This window comes from Rhodopila globiformis (genome assembly GCF_002937115.1).
Lineage (GTDB): Bacteria > Pseudomonadota > Alphaproteobacteria > Acetobacterales > Acetobacteraceae > Rhodopila > Rhodopila globiformis.
On the sequence record NZ_NHRY01000245.1, the window covers coordinates 73,601 to 93,769 of the forward strand.

The 20,169-nt window shown below is 69.5% G+C and carries 15 protein-coding genes; 7 read left to right on the forward strand and 8 right to left on the reverse strand.

Annotated elements, in window-relative coordinates; all coding sequences use genetic code 11:
• Positions 1-253 precede the first annotated feature (253 nt).
• From CCS01_RS25055 to CCS01_RS25065, 3 genes are all read left to right on the forward strand, one after another.
• Positions 254-1,036 carry a DUF6125 family protein gene (locus CCS01_RS25055; protein WP_193540167.1) on the forward strand — a complete coding sequence of 261 codons (783 nt, stop codon included), beginning with the start codon at positions 254-256 and terminating at the stop codon, positions 1,034-1,036.
• Between the two features lie 187 nt (positions 1,037-1,223).
• A complete protein-coding gene (locus CCS01_RS25060; protein WP_104521493.1) occupies positions 1,224-2,756 on the forward strand; it encodes an ATPase domain-containing protein in 1,533 nt (510 codons plus the stop codon).
• Positions 2,749-4,452: an ATP-binding protein gene (locus CCS01_RS25065; RefSeq protein ID WP_104521494.1), complete on the forward strand. Its 1,704-nt coding sequence runs from the start codon at positions 2,749-2,751 to the stop codon at positions 4,450-4,452. The genes CCS01_RS25060 and CCS01_RS25065 overlap by 8 nt, the downstream gene beginning before the upstream one ends.
• 66 nt (positions 4,453-4,518) lie before the next feature.
• On the opposite strand, the gene CCS01_RS25070 is transcribed toward CCS01_RS25065, so the two are convergent.
• Entirely contained in the window at positions 4,519-5,619 is a 1,101-nt protein-coding gene (locus tag CCS01_RS25070) for an ABC transporter substrate-binding protein (RefSeq protein ID WP_104521495.1), read from the reverse strand.
• A gap of 136 nt (positions 5,620-5,755) precedes the next feature.
• On the opposite strand from CCS01_RS25070, the gene CCS01_RS25075 reads away from it, so the two are divergent.
• Positions 5,756-6,169 (forward strand): Rieske (2Fe-2S) protein, encoded by a 414-nt coding sequence (locus CCS01_RS25075; RefSeq protein WP_104521532.1) that lies wholly within the window; start codon positions 5,756-5,758, stop codon positions 6,167-6,169.
• A 322-nt stretch (positions 6,170-6,491) separates the two neighbouring features.
• Positions 6,492-8,498, forward strand: coding sequence for a cache domain-containing protein (locus tag CCS01_RS25080; protein ID WP_104521496.1), 2,007 nt, complete (start codon positions 6,492-6,494; stop codon positions 8,496-8,498).
• A gap of 630 nt (positions 8,499-9,128) precedes the next feature.
• Here the strand turns inward: CCS01_RS25080 and CCS01_RS25085 are convergent.
• Genes CCS01_RS25085 through CCS01_RS25095 form a run of 3 tightly spaced genes read right to left on the reverse strand, consistent with a single transcriptional unit; the run spans position 9,129 to position 11,752 of the window.
• On the reverse strand, positions 9,129-9,455 hold the full coding sequence (locus CCS01_RS25085) for a hypothetical protein (RefSeq protein ID WP_104521497.1): 327 nt from the start codon (positions 9,453-9,455) through the stop codon (positions 9,129-9,131).
• 6 nt (positions 9,456-9,461) lie between these two features.
• Positions 9,462-10,277 carry an aspartate dehydrogenase gene (locus tag CCS01_RS25090; protein ID WP_104521498.1) on the reverse strand — a complete coding sequence of 272 codons (816 nt, stop codon included), beginning with the start codon at positions 10,275-10,277 and terminating at the stop codon, positions 9,462-9,464.
• Positions 10,278-10,303: 26 nt separating this feature from the next.
• Positions 10,304-11,752, reverse strand: coding sequence for an MFS transporter (locus tag CCS01_RS25095; protein ID WP_104521499.1), 1,449 nt, complete (start codon positions 11,750-11,752; stop codon positions 10,304-10,306).
• A 105-nt stretch (positions 11,753-11,857) separates the two neighbouring features.
• On the opposite strand from CCS01_RS25095, the gene CCS01_RS25100 reads away from it, so the two are divergent.
• Positions 11,858-13,042 carry a CaiB/BaiF CoA transferase family protein gene (locus tag CCS01_RS25100; RefSeq protein ID WP_204848431.1) on the forward strand — a complete coding sequence of 395 codons (1,185 nt, stop codon included), beginning with the start codon at positions 11,858-11,860 and terminating at the stop codon, positions 13,040-13,042.
• Between the two features lie 492 nt (positions 13,043-13,534).
• Here the strand turns inward: CCS01_RS25100 and CCS01_RS25105 are convergent, their stop codons facing one another.
• From CCS01_RS25105 to CCS01_RS25115, 3 genes are all read right to left on the reverse strand, one after another.
• Positions 13,535-14,281, reverse strand: a complete 747-nt coding sequence (locus CCS01_RS25105; RefSeq protein ID WP_104521501.1) for an SDR family NAD(P)-dependent oxidoreductase — start codon at positions 14,279-14,281, stop codon at positions 13,535-13,537.
• The gene (locus CCS01_RS25110) at positions 14,278-15,786 is read right to left on the reverse strand and encodes a S10 family peptidase (protein WP_158258587.1); all 1,509 of its coding nucleotides are present in this window, start codon (positions 15,784-15,786) and stop codon (positions 14,278-14,280) included. Before CCS01_RS25110 ends, CCS01_RS25105 begins: the two co-directional genes overlap by 4 nt.
• A gap of 687 nt (positions 15,787-16,473) precedes the next feature.
• Positions 16,474-17,145, reverse strand: a complete 672-nt coding sequence (locus CCS01_RS25115) for a hypothetical protein (protein WP_104521503.1) — start codon at positions 17,143-17,145, stop codon at positions 16,474-16,476.
• A gap of 489 nt (positions 17,146-17,634) precedes the next feature.
• Between CCS01_RS25115 and CCS01_RS25120 the strand changes: the two genes are divergently transcribed.
• A complete protein-coding gene (locus CCS01_RS25120; RefSeq protein ID WP_104521504.1) occupies positions 17,635-19,101 on the forward strand; it encodes an oligosaccharide flippase family protein in 1,467 nt (488 codons plus the stop codon).
• A gap of 8 nt (positions 19,102-19,109) precedes the next feature.
• Here CCS01_RS25120 and CCS01_RS25125 read toward each other — a convergent pair whose 3' ends face one another.
• Positions 19,110-20,006 (reverse strand): S1C family serine protease, encoded by an 897-nt coding sequence (locus CCS01_RS25125; protein ID WP_104521505.1) that lies wholly within the window; start codon positions 20,004-20,006, stop codon positions 19,110-19,112.
• Between the last annotated feature and the right edge of the window lie 163 nt (positions 20,007-20,169).

Here is a 20,169-nt window from a genome sequence, read left to right on the forward strand (position 1 = left end):
CCTGTATTGCATCGAGGCCGGTCACAGCCGAAGGCACAGCCCGGACAGGGAGACTCCCGCCACCAGCCGGAACGCCCGCGGCCACATCGGCCCAGCGGGGCAGCCCCGTCGCGTCCTTGCCTGATCGGCCCGGGCAACGGCGCGGTCGCCGCGCAGGCGACCGGATCATCCTGGCCGGAGTCCCGGCCGCCAACCGCGGCCGGCTACGGCCGGCGGCCAAACCGGCGCATTTCGGTTGCCGAAGGAGCACATAATGGACGACGAAACGAAACAGTTGGCCAATGCCGTGCTGGAGTCGATCCGCCGCATGGCGGTCCACTACGGATTATGGTTCGCCAACGCCGCCAGCCGCTTCGGCGTCGACGACGCCCTGGTCATGGAACAGGAGGCGGGTGACCGCGGCACCGCCATCCTGGTCGAGCGCCTCTGCGCCACGCTGGGAACCACGAGCACCGAGGGCGTGCCGACCCCGCTCGCCGCCCTGGATGCCGCGCAGTTGCAGGCTCTGGTCAAGGCCCTGGCGGTCAGTTGGCTGGTGCTCGACGGTGTCTGGTTCCAGGCCGTGGAGCAACGCGAAGGCATGGCTGCGGCGAAGGCGGTCAATGACGCCTGCTGGGCGGATTTCTCGCCGCTGGAGGCGGCCCGGATCAAGGCCGCGCAGACGCTGCCGGACACCGGCGGCCTGGATGCGCTCGCCGCGGCCTTCGCCCACCGCCTTTATGCGGCGATCAACGAGCAGAGGGTGTTCTTCGACCACGACGGCTCGCTGGTGCTGCAAATGACGAAATGCCGTGTCCAGGCGGCACGCCAGCGCAAGGGCCTCGCCGACTATCCGTGCAAATCCGGCGGCGTGGTCGAATACACCGGCTTTGCCCGCGCCATCGACCCGCGCATAACCTGCGAATGCATTGCATGTCCGCCCGATGCGCACCCGGCGGACTGGTTCTGCGCCTGGCGGTTCCGCATCGGCGACAGCGCCGGCGCGCAGGCGGCAGGAGCGGTGGCCCGGGGCGCCCTGTCCGGCACCGCCGCCTGAATGGGCGGTTGTTGCGGGATAAATACAAAACGCCGGGACTCGGGCACCGCGGCGCGAAGCTGATCCTGCGGCAGTGGGACTGAACCCGCTGGCAGGGCAGGGCGCCTCCTGCTCTCGGGGAATGTGATCGGACTCCGCCATCCAATCGGCTAGAACCCGGGCCACGCGCAACGAACCGGTGAACCAGATGCAGGAGCAACCGGCTTACCCACCTCGTCCCGGGGAGCTACCAACCACAAGGGTCACGACCGGCATCGCCGGCCTGGATGCGATCCTGAAGGGCGGCCTCGCCCCCGATCGCCTCTTCCTGGTCGAAGGCATGCCAGGATCGGGCAAGACGACGCTGGCGCTGCAGTTCCTCTCGGCCGGCCGCGCCGCCGGCGAACGCTGCCTCTACGTCACGTTGTCCGAAACCACCGAGGAACTGACGGCGGTCGTCGCCTCGCACGGACTGACGCTGGACGGCATCGACGTGTTCGACCTCACCTCGGCCCAGACCGCCCTGGATGCCGCCAGCGAGACGACGCTGCTGCACCCGTGGGAGCAGGAACTCGGCGACACGGTCAGGCTGATTACCGGCCGGATCGAACGCACGCAGCCGACGCGCGTGGTGTTCGACAGCCTGTCCGAGCTGCGCCTGCTGGCCCAGGACCCGCTGCGCTACCGCCGCCAGGTCCTGGCCCTGAAGCAGTTCTTCGCCGGGCGTCATGCCACCGTGCTGCTGCTGGACGACCTGACCGGCGCCGATGGCCGGCAGGACCTGCAGTTGCACAGCCTGTGCCACGGCGTGATCACGCTGGAGCGGCTGACCCTCGATTTCGGCCCGGCCCGGCGGCGCCTGCAGGTGCAGAAGATGCGCGGCATGGATTTCCAGGCCGGCTACCACGACCTGGCGATCCGGCGCGGCGGCCTGGAGGTGTTCCCCCGCCTGATCGCCGCCGAGCACCACCGGCCGTTTGCCGGCGACCCGGTGCCGAGCAGCCTGCCGGAGCTGGATGCCCTGCTCGGCGGCGGCCCCCTGCGCGGGACATGCATGCTGATCAGCGGCCCGCCTGGCGCCGGCAAGACCACGCTGGCCCTGCAGTACGTGGTCGCGGCCTGTGTCAGGGGCGAGCGCTGCGTGCTGTACCAATTCGACGAGCGGGTCGGGACGCTGATGACCCGTGCCGCCAGGCAGGGGATGGACCTGACGTCCTGGATCGACAGCGGCCAGTTGCGGCTGCGCCAGGTCGATCCGGCCGAGCTGTCCCCGGGCGAGTTCGCCGTGATGCTGCGGCGCGAAGTCGAGACCGAGGGCGTGCGGCTGGTCGTCATCGACTCGCTCAGCGGTTTCGAGGCGGCCATGCCGCAGGAACGACAGCTCATTCTGCAGATGCACGAGCTGCTGGCCAACCTGAACCACCAGGGCGTGATGACCCTGCTGCTCTATCCGCAGCACGCGCTCATCGACTCGACGATCGCCGACGTCAGCGTCAGCTACATTGCCGACACCGTGCTGCTGATGCGCTTTTTCGAGGCCGCCGGCCGTATTCGCAAGGCGCTGGCGGTGCTGAAGAACCGCGGCGGCCCGCACGAGACGACCATCCGCGAGCTGCGCATCGACCATGCGGGGCTGCGCATCGGTGAGCCGCTGACCGACTTCGAAGGCGTGCTGAGCGGCACGCCGATCTACAAGGGACAGGCCGGGCCGTTGCTCAAGGAGCGTTCGTCAGATGCATGACGGCGACAGAGCGCCGCCAGCCGGCCCGGTGCTCATCCTGACGCCGACTGGTCGCGACGCGGACGTGGCGGCCGGGCTGCTGGCCGCGGAAGGGATCGGGACGACGGTGGTCCCGACGCTCAAGGCGCTGCAGGCCGCCCTGGACGATACCGCCGGCATGGTGCTGCTGGCCGACGAGGCGGTCATCGGGGCGGATACCTCGGTGCTGGCCGCGTGGCTGGCGGCGCAGCCCCCGTGGTCGGATCTGCCCTTCGTCGTACTCACCCGGGCCGGCACGGCCGTGCGCCGGCCGACCACCGGGACGAACCTGGCCGGCACGCTCGGCAACGTGCTGTTCCTGGAACGGCCGCTGCAGGCGCTCAGCCTGGTCAGCGCCGTGAAGAGCGCCCTGCGCGCCCGGCAGCGGCAGCGGCAGGTGCGCGACTACCTGGCCGCGCAGGTTGGCGCGGCCGAGCGCGCCGCCGCGCTGCTGGAGGAACGGGTGCGCGAGCGCACCGCGGCGCTGGAAGCCGCCGATGCCGAGCGGCGGCAGATGGCCGCGGCGCTGGCGCAGGCGCAGAAGATGGAAGCGGTCGGGCAGCTCACCGGCGGCCTCGCGCACGACCTGAACAACATGCTGGCCGGGATCATTGGTGGCCTGAGCCTGATGCAGACCCGTCTGGCGAAGGGCCAGATCACCCAGCTCGACCGCTACATCACCATGGCGCAGCACGCCGCCCACCGCGCCGCCGGCCTGACGCACCGCCTGCTGGCCTTCTCGCGGCGGCAGACGCTGGAGCCGAAGCCGACGGGGGTCAACCGGCTGGTCACCGACATGCTGGACCTGGTCCGCAGCACCATCGGCCCGGGGATCACGATCGAGACGGCGCTGGCCGATGAGCCCTGGCTGACCCTGTGCGACCCGCACCAGCTGGAGAACGCGCTGCTGAACCTGTGCATCAACGCGCGCGACGCCATGCCGCAGGGGGGCAGGCTGCTGATCGAGACGGCCAACACGCACCTGACCCCGGACGCCGCCGCCCGTCTGCGCGAAGCCGGGCCGGGCGACTACGTCACCCTGGGCGTCACCGACACCGGCACCGGCATCCCGCCCGAGGTCATCGCCCGCGTGTTCGATCCGTTCTTCACGACCAAGCCCCAGGGCGAGGGCACCGGGCTCGGCCTGTCGATGGTTTACGGCTTCCTGCACCAGTCGGGCGGCCATGTGCAGATTGTCAGCGACCTCGGCCAGGGCACGACGGTGCGGCTTTACCTGCCGCGCCATGACGGGGCGGAGGAGACGACGGCCGCCGGGCCGGCGCCGCTGGCCGCCCGGCCGCTCGGCCGGCACGAAACGGTTCTCGTGGTGGACGACGAGCCCGCCGTCCGCACGGTGGTCACCGAGGTGCTCAGGACGCTTGGCTGCGAGCCGTTGGAAGCCCCGGACGGCCCGGCCGGCTTGCGCCTGCTGAAATCGTCGCCTGGCGTCGCCCTGCTGGTCGCCGACATGGGCCTGCCGGGTGGCATGAACGGCCAGCAGCTTGCCGACGCGGCCCGGCGGGAGCGGCCCGGCCTGAAGGTGCTGTTCATCACCGGCTATGCCGAGGCCACACGGTCGCGCGGCGGATGGCCGGGACCGGGCGCGCAGGTCATGACCAAGCCGTTCGCGCTGGACGCCCTGGCAAACCGGATCAGGGAGCTGTTGCCCGGGCCGTGAGGGCAGGCGGCAGCACCATCCGGGGCCGTTTCCGCAGCGTATCGCCGCGGCGTCAGGCCGCTTCGGTCAGTCGATGCCGCTCGGCTTTACGGTGACGTCCTTGCCGCCCCTGATGACATCGATCTCCAGCGGCGCCGAGGCGGTGTTGCCGTTGAACGTCAGCGGAACCAGCCCCTGGAACGTGCGGATCCGCAACAGCGTGTCGCGCATGGTCGTGCCCGTCGGCGTCTTGCCCTCGGCCAGGACACGGTCGGCCACGGTCAGGACAATCTGCGTGGCGTTGCAGTACTGGCGGGCGGGCTCGTCCATGCCGATCCCGAACTTCGCCTTGAACGCCGCTGCCAGTTCCGGCGGCGCATCGATGCGTAATTGTGTATGCACAAACCCTTCGGCCGCCAGGCTGGCGATCATCGCGGGATCGGCCAGCCATGTCGTGCCGGCGACCATGAAGTCCAGGCCGAGATGCCTGTACTGCTCCGCCATCGGCAGCAGGCCGGCGGTGATCGCCACCAGCATGACGTCGGGCCTGGCATAGGCGAGATCCAGCAGCGCCGGCCGGAAGTCGGTCTTGCCGAACTGCCACGCTTGCTGCGCCAGGATGGTGCCGCCGGCTTCCGCGAAGTACTTCACGTAGTCGTCGCGGGCGGCGATGCCGGCGGCGGCGTCCTCGTACAGGATGACGCCCTGTTTCCGGCCCTCGGCGACCAGGTACTGCGACAGGATTGCGATTTCGTCGCGGATTGGCGGCACGGTGTTCACCAGGTACGGCGAGGCGGTTGCCAGGCTGTCGGCCTGGGCGCCGGCGTTGACCAGCAGGATCTTGCGGCGCGTCGCCAGCGGCGCCATCGCCAGTGTCGGTCCGGACCGGGCGGTGAAGATCACCGGCACGTCCTGCGTATCCGCCAGCCGGTTGAAGGCCAGGACCGCCTGGTGCGGGTTGGCCTGGCTGTCCTCGAACAGGACATCGATCCGGTTGCCGCGCACGCCGCCGGCGGCATTGGCCTGGTCCACCGCGGCCTGGATGCCCATCCTCTGCTGCGCGCCGATGGGCGCGGCGGGGCCGGTGAGAGGCAGCACGGCGCCGAAACGGATGCTGCCGGCACGGGCCGTTGCGACAGTGGACAGTAACGCAAGCGCGACAAGTAACCGACGCGGCAGCCGGCGCATGATCGTTTCCGTGTTGTTTCGCGCAGCGCATAGGCGCGGCGTCGGCCCGGGTCAAGCGGTTGCGGCGGCGGCGTCCCCTGGCTAGCCTGCCGGCGGTTTGGCCGGCGCCATCCAGCAGACGGGAACGTTCGGGATCATGAGCAAGCATGTCGTGGCGACCGTGGCGGAAATTTCGCCCGGGCAACGGAAACTGGTAACCATCCGCGGGCGGCAGATCGCCGTCTTCAACCTGGGTGGCGAATTCTTCGGCCTGTTCAACCGGTGCCCGCACCAGGGCGGTCCGATGTGCGAGGGCATCCTGACCGGCCTGATCGAATCCAGCCAGCCCGGCGAGTACCGCTACTCCCGCAAGGGCGAGATCCTGCGTTGTCCCTGGCACGGCTGGGAGTTCGACATCCGCACCGGCCAGAGCTTCTGCGACCCGGCGAAGATCAGCCTGCGCAGCTATCCCGTCGAGGTCGCCGAGGGCCAGCGCGTGGTGCAGGGGCCGTACGTCGCCGAAACCATCCCGGTGACGGTGGAACAGCAGTACGTGGTGGTGGAGCTTTAGGGCGGCGACGGTCGCGCGGGCGGGGTCATTGCTCCATCGTCATGGCCCGGCTTGTCCGCATAGGCGCCAACTTAGTGGGCCGGCGGCACGGCCGTTGCCACAACGTCATGGTGGGCGCAGGCCCACCGTCCACGCCTTCTGCTGATATCGGCACCGCAAGTCGTGGATGGCGGCCCTGCGGCCGCCATGACGATGCGCCGCGCCGGTCGCAATCGAAAAACACAAGTCGCAACAAAGGAAATCCGCAAAAACTCAAAATCCATGGACAAAGTTACGGACGGATCATTAAAGCCAATCCGCAACCTGATTCCATGAGGCAATCGTGACTCTCAAGGCTCTGCCTATCGCGTGGCGGCTTCACCTGGTCACCGCGGCAACGTTGCTGATCCTGGGCCTGGCCGCGGCGACTGCCTACGCCTGGGAAGCCCAACGCCTGGAAGCAGGCCGGGTCGCCACGCTGCGCGGCGTGGTGCAGAGCGCCGTGGCCATCGTCTCCGGCTACGAGGCCCAGGTCCGCCAGGGCCGCATGACCGAACCGCAGGCCAAGGAGGCCGCGCTGTCGGCGGTCCGCATGGTGCGCTACTTCGGCAACGAGTATGTCTGGATCAACGACATGCAGCCGCGCATGGTCATGCACCCGATCAAGCCGGGGCTCGACGGCAAGGATCTGAGCAATTTTGCCGATCCCAACGGGAAGCGCCTGTTCGTTGCGGCTGTCGAGACGGTGCGCCGCGCGGGCTCCGGCACGGTGTCCTATCTCTGGCCGCGGCCGGGCGACACCGCGCCGGTGCCGAAACTGTCGTACGTGGAAGGCTTCAAGCCCTGGGGCTGGGTCGTCGGCTCCGGCGTCTATATCGACGACGTCGTCCAGGCCCGTCACAACGTCGCGGCTGTCCTTGCGATTGTAACGACCGTCACCAGCATCGTCGTCGGCGGCCTGATCTGGATCCTGGGCACCGGCATCACCCGGCCGGTGATGAACATGGCAGCCGCCATGCGGCGCCTGGCGGACGGCGACCTGTCAGCCGACATCCCGGCGCTCGACCGTGGCGACGAGATCGGCCGCATGGCGCAGGCCATGCTGGTGTTCCGGCAGAACGCGCGGCACGCCAGGGCGCTGGAGCAGGAGGCCGCGGTGGTGCGCCGGGAAAAGGACCGCCGCCAGGCCGCCATGGACCAGAACACGCTGGACTTCAGCCAGTCGATCTCCAGCGTCATGAGCGGGCTGAGCCGCGCGGCGGATGCGATGTGCGCCCAGGCCGCGGACATGTCCACCGCCGCGGGCCGCACCCGGCAACTGGCCGGCGAAACCGCCGACGGCGCCACGGCGTCCTCGCAGAACCTGGCAGCGGTCGCGGCGGCGGCCGGGGAAATGTCCACGACCATCGATGACGTGCACCGGCAGGTGTCGCGCGCCACCGACGCCGTGCGCCTGACGGTCGAGCGGGCGACCGCGACCGACGCGAAAATCAGCAGCCTGGTCAAGGCGACGGAGCAGATCGGCGACGTGGCCGCGCTGATCGCCGGCATCGCCAGGCAGACCAACCTGCTGGCCCTGAACGCCACCATCGAGGCGGCGCGCGCTGGCGAGGCCGGCAAGGGCTTCGCCGTGGTCGCCAGCGAGGTGAAGGCGCTGGCGACACAGACCGCGAAGGCGACCGACGACATCACGCACCAGATCGTCGCCGTGCGCGCCGCCACCAGCGACGCCGTCGGCTCCGTGCGCGACGTCGGCACCGCCATCGGCGAGATCGACCAGATCGCCGCAGCGATCGCCACCGCGGTCGACCAGCAGGCCGCGGTGACGCGCGGGATCGTGGACAGCGTCCAGGCAGTCACGTCGGCGACCCGGCAGGCGGCCAGCGCGATGCAGGATGCCTCGGCGATGTCCGAGACGGCGAGCCACACCAGCGACCGCGTGCTGCAGGTGGCGGGGGAGTTCCACGACACCGCCGAGACCCTCGACGGCGAGATCAGGAACTTCCTCGACGCCATGGCCAACACCGCCGAGCAGGACCGCCGCCGCTACGAGCGCATCCCGGGCCAGGGCGCCACCGCCCGGCTGCAGATCGCCGGACAGCCGGATGTGACGCTTGAAATCATCGACATCTCCCGCAGCGGCATGGCGCTGCGGCACGCCGCGAAGCTGGAGCGCGGCAACGACGTGCGGGTCGAGTTGCCGGGCGCCACGGCGAGCGTCCTCGCCCGCGTCGTCCGCGCCGACGGGAAATCCATCGCCCTGGCCTTCCGGCAGGATCCCGCCGCGCTCGCCCAGCTCGATCGCGCGCTCGACGGCATTTCCGCACGGCAGCGGGCGGCGGCGGCGTAGCGGGGGCGTCTTCCTGCGTCGCAAGGGTCGTCGCTTTGCATCGCGAGGTCCTCTCCTTGCGTCGCAAGGGTCGTCCCTTCGCGCCGCCAGGTCGTCTCTCTATCGTCATGGCCGGGCGTGTCCCGGCCATCCACCCCCCACCGTTGAAGCGCAGATGGCCGGGACACGCCCTACGCAATGCACAGATCTCTGAAACGAGTCGGAAATGACCGTAAAATCAAGTGCTTGCCTGGGCTCCGAGAGCGTTCCCCCATCGTCATGGCCCGGCTTGTCCGGGCCACCTGTCGCGGCACACGTGCTGGAATAGGTGGCCCGGACAAGCCGGGCCATGACGAAAGGGAAACGCCGCGGCGGACCGTTTCCGAGATGTGTGCATTGCGTAGGGACACGCCCGGCCATGACGGTGAGAGAACGGCCGCGGCGCCAAATCCTTCTCCGGCCGTCGTCTTATCCTGATACGCATCGGGACACGCCCGGCCATGACGGAGAGAGAACGGTCCCGGCCGCCATATCTTTCTCCGAACTCGCCTCACCTATGCGGGCACGCCCACCCATGACGGAGAAGCAACGGCCCCTTGCCCATTGTCCGCGATCGCGCCGCCGGCCAGCCTTCCCCGCCGGCACCGACGCTCAACTGCGATCCGGAAAGCCGACCGCGACCAGAACCAGGACCAGCGCCACGGCCCAGACGAGATAGATTGCAATCAGCAGGTCCTTCGGCCGAAGCCGCCGGGCCAGGAGCCAGGCCGGCGGCACGCCCACCGCCAGCGCCGCGACGGTCAGCGGCCAGCCGAATGTCTCCTGGGTGTAGATCGCCATGACGAAGCCCATGATCAGCGCCACGAACACTGCCGGAATGCAGGCCAGCAGCATCATCTCGTGCCGCATCAGCGCCGTCGCGCTGGTCACGAAGCTGAACAGGGCGATCGTTGACAGGTAGGTCAGCGCCTCGCCCACGGCGGCTCAGCTTCCGACCTTGAGCGTGGAAACCAGCCCGCGCAGGCAGGCCAGCAGGGACAGCCCGGTCAGGCGGCCGGTCCTTGGATTGCCGGCGCTGGGCACGTTCTCGATCGTCATGCTGAACCGGGCCGCTTCGGCATCGACGTTGATGGTATGGACGTTCCGGGTCACGAACGGGTCCGCCCAGATCCGCACCTTGGTGCGCACCGGCCCGACGCCGGCCAGCGCCAGCGCCGCCGCCACGTTCACATTCGCCGGAAAGCCCGCCGCAGCCTCCATCGCGTTGCCGTTGAACACCAGCAGCGGCTCGCTCAGGTCCGCCACCTCGATGCCATTCTGCACGAGGTATGGCGCGCCGGCCAGGGCGGCCAGCGGCTTGCGCGTCTCGATGGTTACGCTGTCAATCGGCCCCTCGGCCGCCGCGCGCACCGCGTCCAGCCCGAGCAGGGCGCCGGTCGGAACGACGATGCGCGCGCCGGTCTGCTGCGCCAGCCGCGCCAGGTGCATCCGCGGCAGCAGCGCGCCGCACGAGGCCGGAACGAAAATCCGCCCGGCCTCGATCGCCGGCAGCGCGACCTGTTCGAACGCCGCCGCCGAGGCGGCCTCGACCACGATATCGGCCTCGGCTAGCTCGGCCAGGCTCATCAGCCGCGGCTCGGCCTGGAAGTCGGCCAGCCGCGCCCGCGCGTTCACCGGATCGCGGCAGGCGACGCCGATCAGCCGCAGGCCCTCGACGCCGGCGTCCAGGGCACGCGCCAGCGGCAAGCCGATTGCGCCGAGGCCCGCAATGGCGACCGTCTTGCTGACCGTGCTGCTCATGTTCTCTGCCCTCCCGGTTCCGCATCCTACACGATTTTTGCCCTGCCGGGGCGTTCCCGATGGCCGGACAGTTCCGCTCCGGCGCCTTTGTCCAGCCGCGTCGCCAGCAGCGGCGCCAGGAACGATACGGCTGCAACGAACAGGAACGCGGCGGAAAAGTCCGGCAGCATCGGCTGGGCGTGGCCGGTCGCCGCGATCGAGGCGGCCAGCGCCGCCGCCGACACCGCGATGCCCAGCGTCAGCGCCATCTGCTGGAACGTGGTGTAGAAGCTGGTCGCCGCGCTCATGTCCTCGCCGGTGACGTCGGCATAGGCGATGGTGTTGTAGGCCATGAACTGCAGCGACTGGAAGAACCCGTTCGCCAGCAGAACGGCATAGATCAGCGGCAGCGGCCAGTCCGGCCGGAACGCGGCGCTGGCCGCCAACAGCCCGGTGGCCAGCGCGCCCACCCAGGTCAGCACGGTGCGGAAGCCCAGCCAGCGCAGGAAAGCCGGCGCGCAGGCCCGCATCGCCAGCGAGCCGATGGAACCGACGAAGGTGACCGATCCGCTCTCGGCCGCCGACATGCCGAAGCCAAGCTGGAACATCATCGGCAGCAGGAACGGCATCGCCCCCACGGCGATGCGCGACAGCGACCCGCACAGCAGCGACATGCGGAACGTGGTGATGCGCAGCAGGCGGAAATCCAGCATCGGCCGTTCGGTGCGGCGGGCATGGACCGTATACAGCCCGGCCGAGGCCGCCCCCGCGCCCAGCAGCGCGGCAATGATCCAGCCGGAGCCGACGCCGCGGCTCGCCACCTCGATGCCGAACATCAGGCAGGCCAGCGCGGTGCCGGACAGGAACAAGCCGCGCAGATCGAACTTGGTCCGCACCGGCTCCTTCATTTCGTCGATGAAGATCGTCACCAGGACGATCCCGAGGATGCCGATGGGCACGTTGACATAGAAGATCCAGTGCCACGACAGGTAGGTGACGATGAAACCACCCAATGGCGGCCCGACGATCGGCCCGATGGTGGCGGGGATCATCAGCCAGGCCATCGACTGCACCAGTTCCGCCTTCGACACGACACGCAGCATCACCAGCCGCCCGACCGGCGACATCATCGCCCCGCCCGCGCCCTGCAGCATGCGCGCCGCCACCAGCGCCCACAGCGTCGGCGCCTGCGCGCAGCAGATCGAGCCCAGCGTGAACAACCCGATGGCGGCCCGGAACACCGATTTTGACCCGAAACGATCCGCGATGCGTCCGCTGGCCGGGATGAACATCGCCAGCGTCAGCAGGTACGACGTCAGCGCCACGTTCATGTGCAGCGGATCGGCATGGAAGCTGCGCGCCATCGTCGGCAGCGCGGTGGCCAGCACGGTGCCGTCGAGCTGCTCCATGAACATCGCGCTGGCGACGATCATCAGGATGGTGCGCGGACGGACGCGGCGGTGAGGGGAAGCCAGGGCTTCGGGCGGCGCGGACATGGGCGCAGACTAACGCGGACAACGCGGCTGTGGCGATGGCGGCCATTGCCAGGAGCCGGGCTGGCGGTGATGCTGCGCACACGCAAAGCAACCGAGGAAACCTCCGTGACCAAACCCACTGGCCCGCTCGCCGGCATCCGGGTCATCGACGTCACCACCGTCGTGCTCGGCCCGATGTGTACCCAGATCCTGGGCGACATGGGCGCCGATATCATTAAAGTTGAAACCACCGACGGCGACTCCACCCGCCACATCGGCCCCAGCCGCGCGCCCGGGATGGGCAGCTACTTCGCCAACCTCAACCGCAACAAGCGCAGCATCGCGCTGAACCTGAAGCAGCCGGCGGCGAAGGCAGCCCTGCTGCGCCTGGCCGAGACGGCGGACGTGTTCGTGCACAACATGCGCCTCGGCGCCGCCCAGCGCCTGGGGCTGGACTACAAAACGCTGTCGGCGCGCAACCCGCGGCTGATCCACGCCTGCGCCAGCGGCTTCCGCAAGGGCAGCTCGATGCAGGAATTCCCGGCCTACGACGACCTGATCCAGGGCGTGTCCGGGATTGCTGCGCTGAACGCCGGGCCCGACGGGGCGCCACGCTACTTCCCCACCGTCATCGTCGACAAGCTGACCGGCGCCATGCTCGCCTCGATGATCGGCATGGCGCTGTTCCACCGCGAGCGCACCGGCGAGGGGCAGGAAATCCACCTGCCGATGATGGAAACCATCCTGTCCTTCACGCTGGTCGAGCACCTGTGGCACGGCACCTTCAACGAACCGGAAAAGGGCCTCGGCTATCCAAGGATGCTGACCCCGCACCGCCGCCCGTACCGGACGAAGGACGGCTACATCAGCGTTATCGCCCACAGCGACGCGCAGTGGGGCAAGCTGTTCGAGGCCATGGGCGTGCCGGACCTGATCAACGATCCGCGCTTCAGTTCGGTGCAGGCCCGCTCGGCCAACATCGACGCGCTGTACGCCACGCTGACCGAGGGCATGAAGCAGCGCACCACCGACGAATGGCTTGCGGAACTGCGCCCCGCCGACATCCCCTGCGGCAAGGCCAACACGCTGGCCGACCTGTTCGGCGATGCGTACCTGGCCGAGACGGGCTATTTCGAGCCGTACCGGCATCCAACCGAAGGCGACACGATCATCCCGGCGATCCCGGCCCGGTTCTCGAAGTCCCCGCCCAACGTGCACCGCCCCTGGCCGGCGCTGGGCGAGCACACGCGGGAGATCCTGAAGGAGGTTGGATATTCCGACCAAGAAATAGAGTCCATCGCGCCGGCCTGACGAACGGGATTTCGGATTTCCCTGTCAGCAGGCGCTTTGCACAGGCGGCGTCCGGAGCTGTCTCATGGCCACAGCGGACCATATGCGGGTGCCGACACCGTCATCGATCGCGAGGTGCGGGAGTATCGGTTCATCACGGATTCCGCGGATACACACACCGATGCACGGGGCCAACCAGTGTGCTGCGCCCGCACCGCGATGAGAGGCAACGGGCGAGGTTCGTTGCCTAACGGTTATGGACGGGACACGCCTCATGCGTATCAGGATAAGGCGGTGGCTGGAGAACGGCCTTTCCCTGATCGTCATGGCCCGGCTTGTCCGGGCCACCTATTCCAGCACGTGTGCCGCGACAGGTGGCCCGGACAAGCCGGGCCATGACGAGGGAGAAACGGCACGCGCCGCCGAACCTTTCTCCAGTCGCCAGCTTATCCTGATACGTATGGGGACACGCCCGGCCATGACGGTAGGGAGACGACCTTGCACCGCCCCCCGCTACAGCGTCTGCCCGCCATCCACCACGATGGTCTGGCCGGTGACCCAGCCCGCCAGCGGCGAGGCCAGGAACATCACCACGCTCGCCACCTCCTCCGGCCGCCCCAGCCGCCCGAACGGAATGGTGCCGAGCACGGCATCGTACAGCTTGGGATTCTCCGTCCTGCGCCGATCCCAGATGCCACCGGGAAACTCGATCGACCCGGGGGCGACGCCGTTCACCCGGATGCCGTCCCGCGCATACAGCGCCGCCTGGGTGTTGGTGTAGTGGATCACCGCCGCCTTGATCGCCCCATACGGCGGCTGCCGCGCCGCCGAGCGCAGCGCCGCGATCGAGGAGGTGTTGATCACGCTCCCCTTCGACTGCTTCAGGAACGGCAGCGCCGCCTGCGTCGCGTGCACGATCGCCAGCATGTCCACCGCCAGGCTGTCCACCCAGGCCTGCTCGTTGTCCGCCGAACCGAACGCCGAGGCGTTGTTCACCAGCACGTCGATCCCGCCCAGCGCCGCGGCCGCCTGCGCGACATAGCCGCCGATGGCCGTCGAATCGCTCAGGTCGACGCACCCGGCATGCGCCTGATGGCCGTGCGCCGCGATCTCCGCCCGGGTCTCCTCCAGCGTCCCGGCGCCGCGGGCGCAGATCGAGACGTCGGCGCCGGCCGCCGCGAAACCCAGCGCGACGGCACGTCCGATGCCGCGGCTGCCGCCGCAGACGACTGCCCGGCGGCCGGTGAAGTCGATGTTCATGGCGTGTCCTCCAGTGGCCTGGACGGATCGAACACCTTCCGGGCGTCGTCATGCAACGCGGCCCTGGCGGCATCGCCGAAGTAGAACATGTGGCCGCCCGGATAGACCCGCAGCACCACCGGCGCCACGCCGTCCAGGTGCGGCAGCATGCCCAGCAGCCGGACCGAGCCGAAATACGGCGTGCGCAGGTCGAACAGCCCGTGCGCCACCATCACCCGCAGATGCGGATCGACCGAGCGCGCCGCCTGCAAGGCGCTGAGCGACTCCGGGCGGCTGAGGCCATGGCCCCAGTCCCAGTGCTCGAACACCGCATCGTTCGACAGGTGATAGGTCCGGTCCGGCCGCCAGTTCAGCGGGCCGGTGTACAGCGCCAGCATCGCCTCGGTCACCGGCGCGGCCAGCCCCCCCAGCACCGGATCTGGAAACGAGGCGGACAATTGCCGCGGGGTCGGATTGGGACGGGTCACGGTGCCGTCATAGACGCTGGCCACGCGCCCCGGCGCCACCGTCTGCTGGAACACATCCGGATCCAGCCGTCCGCGCATCCGCCGCACCAGCGCCGGATCCAGCCCCGTCAACGCCGCCACCCGCGTGGCCAGCCGATCGGCCGCGGCCGGATCGTGCTCGCTGCGCAGGATGTCGACCAGGTAGTCGCTGGCCGCGTACGCCTCGACATCCGCCAGGTCGGCCCGTGAGACCGGTCCGTGCAAGGCGCGCGCCACCGCCACCTCGGTCGGCAGCAGGTCCACCCAGCCCAGGGCGTCGGCGAAGCCGCTCTCGTCGTGCGAGTCCAGCAGCGGCGACAGCAGCACCAGGCCGCTGACGCCCACCCCGTCCTCGGACTGCAGCTTGCGGGCCAGGCGCGGTGCGCGGAAGCCGCCATAGCTCTCGCCCAGGATGTATTTCGGCGAGACGATCCGGCCGCTGTGATCGAGCCACTTGCGGATCGCCAGCGCCAGCGCGTCGATATCGCCGCCAACCGACCACAGGCGTCGCCGGGCGTCGGAGTCGGTCGTCAGGACGGGCGAATAGCCGGTCCCTGGCGGATCGATGAACACCAGATCGGTGAAATCCAGCCAGGTATCGGCATTGGGCACCGGCACGGGCGAGGCCGATGGGCCGTCGGTGCGCGGATCCAGCCGCACGCGCCACGGTCCGACGCCGCCGACCTGCAGCCAGGCCGAGGCCATGCCAGGCCCACCATTGAACACGAAGGTCACCGGACGCCGCGCCGCATCGGCCTGCTCGATCTGGTAGGCGACGAAGGCGATGTCGGTCAGCGGCGACTCCTTGCCGTCGCGCAGCCGGACGCTGCCGGCGGTGGCGGTGAAGTGGAGCACGCGCCCCGGCAGGTCCAGTGTCTGATGCGACGTGACATCCGGCGGCAGGTGCGCCGGCTCCGCGACGTGCGCCGGTTCGGCGGCCCATCCTGGCGACGCAACGATGGCCGGGACGAGCAGGAACAGCCAAATCAGTCTCGCAAGCGACATGACGATCGGCAACATTGGGAAACCTGTCCGATGGTTGAGGGTATTCCGGACGCAAGCCCGGAGACGCGGGTTGCATGATGGACCGGGAACCGGCGCAGGGAAGCCGGCGGCGCAAGATTCCCTCCTTTCGGGAATCGTGCTCGAGGCAGGCTGCCTCTTCCCGTCAAGGAGGGCTACCCGGGACAAGCCCCCATTCATATCAGGATAAGACGATGGCTGGAGAAGGATTTGGTGCCGCGGCCGTTCTCTCTCCGTCATGGCCGCGCGGCAGTCCCGGCCACCCACCCCCCGCCGTTGCAGCGCAGATGGCCGGGACTGCCGCCCAGCCATGACGGTGAGGGAGAAACCCTTGCTCCGCAAGCCCGCTTATCCTGAGACGCATGGGACAAGCCCTGGCACAGGCTCCGGGCCGCCAGCCACGCCTTTGCACGGCCTCGACACCGCCAGGCGTGGATGGCGAGCCTGCGCCCCATTGGCGTTAAAATAGCGTGGCGGCGGCACGATGCTTGCCATTCCGTCATGGCCCGGCTTGTCCGGGCCACCTGTCGCGGCACAGTGCTGGAATAGGTGGCCCGGACAAGCCGGGCCATGACGAGGAGGCAACAGCCAGCCCTATTTTAACGCCAATGGGGACTGCGCCCGCCATGACGATGAAGGAACGCCGTCCTCCCGTCCCAACCGACCTGCGGTCTGCTGCGGCGCTTACGCGGCGGGGCCGGCGGCGTAGATGATCGGTTCGCTGCCGAGATGCCGTGCCACCCGGACGCGCGGCATCGGCTCCGGGCGCGGCTGCGGCGCCGGCCAGGCCACGTGGCCGAAGCGCCAGGCGATGTCGTCGCGGTAACGCGCGAGGTTCGCCACCCGGACCCGGCGCGCGTCCTGCCGGGCGTCCAGCAGGGCGGCCGTGGGCGAGGCATTCGCCAGGGCCTCCAGCCGGTGCGGGGTCAGCAGGTCGGTCAGCTCGCGCAGCGACAGGCTGCCGCGGCTGGCGGCGGAAAACCCGCCCTGCACCCGGCTCCGCCCGGTCTCGTCGGCGTGCGCCTGGTACAGCAGGCCGTCGTCGGCCAGCCAGGTCACCTGGCCGCCGGCGGCGGGTTGGAACGGCTCCCGCACCGCGCCGGTGAAGCTGGCGGCGCCCGGGGGGGCGGGGCCGCCGAAGAACCGGCGGGTGCAGAAGTCCGACACCGCGATGCCGTCGATGGCATAGGCCGCGGTGACGTCCTGGCAGGGCGCGCAAACATCGACCAGGTATTCCACGGTCCCCTGCCCGGACAGCGCCGACGGCCCGCGGCGGCGCGCGGCGCCCGTCGGGTTGGCCAGCATCTGCAGCACCAGGTGACTGGCCGCGAGCGACCAGCTCGGCCCGTACGGCACCAGGATGTCAGGATGTACGGCGCGTCGTCGGCCTGCGTGCGATGCAGGCCGGCGGCGCCTTCGCTCTCGAGCATGTCCTGGGCAATGGCCGGCCGGGATCGCCTCGAGCGGCACCGCCGCGATGATGGCGGCGGCGTCCCATTCAGGCGCGAAATCCCGGGTTACCCGGGTCTGCAACGCGGCGACACAGGCCAGCTCCTCCGTGCGAAGCCGGTCCGTCAGCGCGGTGCGACGCGACGGAGGCAGGCATTATCGTCCTTCCCACCACCGGCCTTCGCGGCTAAATATGATGCGGCCGGCATCATGGATCGTCATGCCAACGTGATTTGGTACCCTCCGGCGCGCCCGGCCATTATTACGGCGGCCAAAGCGTCCGGCGTGCTGGCGACCATATACGCACTGGAGACGGTTTTGGATCTCCAGGACCGTACAGACGTGTCGGACGTAGGAGCGGGTGCGGCCGTCACATTCTCATGAGGCATCGCACCCTTGTACCGACAGATACTCGGCTACATCCCAGCCAACGTCATCCCGGCGATCGTTGCGGTCCTGATGATCTTCGCCTACACCCGGCTGCTGTCGCCGGCCGGGTTCGGCACGTACAGCTACATCTTCTCGGCCGCCCTGGTTCTGCAGGGGTCGCTGTTCTACGCCCTGCCGGTTGCGGTGATGCGGTTCTTCCCCGGCGCCGCCCTGGCCAGGCGCGAGGGCGGATTGCTGAAGGAAGCCTACATCCTCTTCTACGCCCTGGCCGCCGCCGTGACCGCGCCCGCCATCGGCGCGATGCTGCTGGTGGACCTGCCGGCGCAGTACCGCCTGGCCGCCATCCTGGCCCTGCCGATGATGCTGTTCCGTTCGCTGGTGCAGCTCAACCAGTCGGTCAACCGCTCGGCCAACTGGATGCGGCGCTACAACACGATCGAGTGCGTGCACGCCATCCTGGGGTTTGGCCTCGGTCTGCTGGCGCTGTTCCTGCTGGGCCGCGGGGCGGATTCGATCATCCTCGGGCTGCTGATTGCCGCGATCCTGTGCTCGCTGGCTGATATCCGCCGCGTTGCCTCGCCGTTCCAGCCGGGGGCCGTGCCACTCGACAGGACGGAGCTGGGCAAGCTGCTGGCCTATGCCGCGCCGCTGGTGGCGGTGGCGGCGACCGGCACCATCCTGCAGAACAGCGACCGGTTCCTGCTGGGCTCGCTGGGCGGGGCCGAGGCGCTGGGCATTTTCGCAGTCGCCTACAGCCTGGTGGAGCGGCCGACGACGGTGATCTGCACCTCGATCACCACCGCGACGTTTCCCTATGTCGTGCAGGTGCTGGAGCACCAGGGCCAGGAGGCGGCACGGCTGCAGGTCGGGCGGAACGGCGTCGCCCTGCTGGCGGTGACCCTGCCGACCTGCGTCGGGCTGGCGCTGACCTCGGACTATGTCGCCGCGTCCCTGGTGGGCCCCGCCTTCCGGGCGGGCGTTGCCGCGTTGCTGCCGATCATGTGCCACACCGCGCTGGCTCGTGGCCTGCGGGCGCATTTCGTCGATCATGGCTATCATCTGTCCGGTAACCCGCTGGCCATGCTGTGGACGTATGTCCCGGCGATGATCCTGAACATCGCGCTGGACCTGATCCTGATACCCCGCTACGGCATGTTCGGCGCCGCCTGGACCGCGCTGCTGTGCCAGTGGCTGACGGTCGTCAGCGGCTGGATTCTCGTCAGGCGGCTGTTTCCGGTCTGGCTGCCGCTGGGGCAGGCGATCCGCTGCGTGCTGGCCGTCGTGCCGATGGGCGTGGGACTGGTCCTGGTCCGCTTTCCGCTCGGCTGGTCCGGCCTGTTCGCAGCGGTCGCGCTCGGCGCCGGGCTCTACGTGGCCAGCGCGCTGGCGCTCGACGTGGGTGAGGTGCGGTCGCTGGCGCTGCAATGGCTCCGCCGCCGGATGCGGCAGAAGCAGCCGGTTCCCGGCGAATAGGCGTTGCCCTACGGCTGCTGCGCGATGATCAGGTGCGTGGTGACCAGCGCGCCGTCGCGCAGCAGCCGGACCTCCACCGTGCTGCCGATGCGTTCCTCGGCGAGGAAGTCGCGCAGGCTGTGCTGGCCGGTGACGCCGGTGCCGTTCAGCGACAGCAGCACGTCGCCGACAAGCATCCCGGCGCGGTCCGCCGGACCGCCGGTGGTGATGTTGATGACCATCCGCCCGGAGGCCTGGCCGGCCCGCGCGACAAGCTGGTCCGGCACGGTTATCGGCTGCAAGGCCACGCCCAGCCAGCCGCGCCGGCGGGCGGGCGGCGGAAACGCGGCGGACGCGGACAGCCGGGCCGTCTGGTGCGGCCGCAGCATGCCGCCGATGGCGGCGCCGGGGATGACCATCGCCTCGCCGTTCGGCCCGGCGGCGGCGAGGCCGAGCAGGCAGCCCTCGGCATCCAGTGCCAGGCTGCCCGGGTTGAGCGTGTCCGCCGCCATGTCGAGCACCGGGGCCGGTCCCTCCGGCGTGCGCAGGAAGCTGTGGATCACCGTCAGCCGCACGGTGGGGGTGGCGTCGCTGTCGGCCCCGAGCACCACCACCAGGCGCCCCAGGGCCGCCAGGCCGATCTCCGGCAGGCTGATTGGCGTGGCCGCGTCGAGACGCAGCGTCGCCAGGTTGGACGCGGTGTGGCGCGGGCCCGGGCCCGCCGGCGCCAGCGAGCGATCCGGCAGCACCACGGTATAGGATGCCAGCGCCGGCAGCGCTTGGTCGGTGGTGACGATCACCGCCCCTGGACACAGCAGCCCAGTCACGTGCCGGTTCGGCCCGGTGCGGATGGCCGTGAGCAACGGCGCCGCAAGCCCGGCGAGATGGGCGATCGAATCGGACAGCGCGGCGAGCGGGAATGTCATTGTATTTCCGGGTCGATTAGCCACGGCAGGCCGATCGGCTGGCTGATACGCATGCACCCATCATCATTCCACGACCAGTCCGGTGACCTGAAACTCCCCGCTGATATCGGCTGCATGATCGCAAGTCCAGATCATCATTGCCAGAGAATGTTACGTGAAATTG

Coding starts and splice junctions, on each gene's coding strand:
- CCS01_RS25055 (WP_193540167.1), top strand. CDS start 254: ATGGACGACGAAACGAAACAGTTGGCCAATGCCGTGCTGGAGTCGATC.
- CCS01_RS25060 (WP_104521493.1), top strand. CDS start 1,224: ATGCAGGAGCAACCGGCTTACCCACCTCGTCCCGGGGAGCTACCAACC.
- CCS01_RS25065 (WP_104521494.1), top strand. CDS start 2,749: ATGCATGACGGCGACAGAGCGCCGCCAGCCGGCCCGGTGCTCATCCTG.
- CCS01_RS25070 (WP_104521495.1), bottom strand. CDS start 5,619: ATGCGCCGGCTGCCGCGTCGGTTACTTGTCGCGCTTGCGTTACTGTCC.
- CCS01_RS25075 (WP_104521532.1), top strand. CDS start 5,756: ATGAGCAAGCATGTCGTGGCGACCGTGGCGGAAATTTCGCCCGGGCAA.
- CCS01_RS25090 (WP_104521498.1), bottom strand. CDS start 10,277: ATGAGCAGCACGGTCAGCAAGACGGTCGCCATTGCGGGCCTCGGCGCA.
- CCS01_RS25095 (WP_104521499.1), bottom strand. CDS start 11,752: ATGTCCGCGCCGCCCGAAGCCCTGGCTTCCCCTCACCGCCGCGTCCGT.
- CCS01_RS25105 (WP_104521501.1), bottom strand. CDS start 14,281: ATGAACATCGACTTCACCGGCCGCCGGGCAGTCGTCTGCGGCGGCAGC.
- CCS01_RS25110 (WP_158258587.1), bottom strand. CDS start 15,786: ATGTTGCCGATCGTCATGTCGCTTGCGAGACTGATTTGGCTGTTCCTG.
- CCS01_RS25125 (WP_104521505.1), bottom strand. CDS start 20,006: ATGACATTCCCGCTCGCCGCGCTGTCCGATTCGATCGCCCATCTCGCC.